Origin of the sequence: Corallococcus sp. 4LFB, from assembly GCF_046520365.1 — a bacterium.
Classification (GTDB): Bacteria; Myxococcota; Myxococcia; order Myxococcales; family Myxococcaceae; genus Corallococcus; species Corallococcus caeni.
In genome coordinates, this window is the sequence record NZ_JBKGHJ010001023.1 from 1 (window position 1) to 1,239 (window position 1,239).

Here is a 1,239-nt window from a genome sequence, read left to right on the forward strand (position 1 = left end):
CCCGGGCGCCGACCCGCGCGAGCAGCGCGTCGACAGGCCCGCCCAGGTGCTGCTCGAGCGCGGTGGCGTGGCGCGGCGAGCTCGGGCCCTGCACGAGGCCCCCCTTCACCAGGACGCGCCCCACCGGCCCTCCCGTCACGGCGTAGACGCCCGTGAGGGATTGCGCGGCCAGCGGCTTGACGCCCTCCTGCGGCGCGAGGAAGAGGACCGCCTGCTCCCCCACCTCGGGCAGCGGGCTGTCCTCCGGCGCGAGCGTGCAGCCGTCGGCGAGCAGGCCGCCCGGATACAGCACGTCCACGGTGGCCCCCGGCGCGACGACGCCGCCTGACGCGCTCTGGAGCTCCCGCGACGTGCGCGTGAGGCCGGCGATGCGCACCGTCGCGATGGTGACGGGGAGGTCCGTGTAGAGGCCGCTCAGCTCACCGGGGAGCGCCCCTTCCGTCTTCGACCGCGCGTAGGTGCGCAGGACGTCGTAGCGCGTGGACTCCACCTTCCCGTCGATGATCAACGCCGAGTGGTCCGTCAGATCCTCCACGGTCTTCTCCTGGAGGACCCAGTCGACCTGGAGCGTGTGCTCCGTTCCTTCCGCGTGCGCCGCGGCGGGCACCGGCGTCTCCGGCACCCACGCCTTCACGTGCGCGTCCTGCGCAGCGGGGGCGACGGCTTCGTCCCCCGCGACGTCGTTCGCGCACCCCACCATGCCCAGCAACACCAACGGCACGGCCCAGGTACGGGGGCTGGCGACTGCGGACATGGCGGTGCTCCATCGGGTCCACTGCTTCATGGGCTTGCTCCCTTTGCGTGACGCGCACCGCCGGGCACACGGGTCCCCTGACGCCTCGAATATCGACGCGCCGCGACATCCCCTGTTTCCATCGGTTGCGGTTCTTCCCCAGGGACGAGAGGTTGAGAATTTCGTCTCACCCGGCCGTGATTTCGGGGCGCGAAGTCAGTCCGCCAGCAGTTGGCGCAGGCTGATGTCCAGCTCGCTGCGCACCAGGCGCAGCAGGCTGTCCAGCTCGCCGGGAGTGAGCCCCAGCCGCGCCGTCAGCTCCTCGCGGGTGAGGGCCAGGAGCCGCTCGCGGGCGCGTGCGATCCAGCGCGCCACGGAGGAGCGCGGCGCCTGCGTGGTGGCCGCCATCGCGTCCATGGAGAGGCCATGCACGTGGTGCAGCCGCAGCAGGTTGCGCTCCCGCGCGCTCAGCCGCCCCAGCGCGGCGCGGAAGGCCTCGCGGAAGT

General features: G+C 72.8%; 2 protein-coding genes. Both read right to left on the bottom strand.

Features of this window, described 5'->3' with window-relative positions; translation table 11 throughout:
* Nucleotides 1–754: hypothetical protein (locus ACLEQD_RS43730; protein WP_410391841.1), on the bottom strand; the 754-nt coding region annotated here is incomplete at its 3' end.
* A gap of 195 nt (nt 755–949) precedes the next feature.
* Nucleotides 950–1,239, bottom strand: a 290-nt coding sequence (locus ACLEQD_RS43735) for a sigma factor-like helix-turn-helix DNA-binding protein (protein ID WP_410391842.1), incomplete at its 5' end; no start/stop codon positions are given.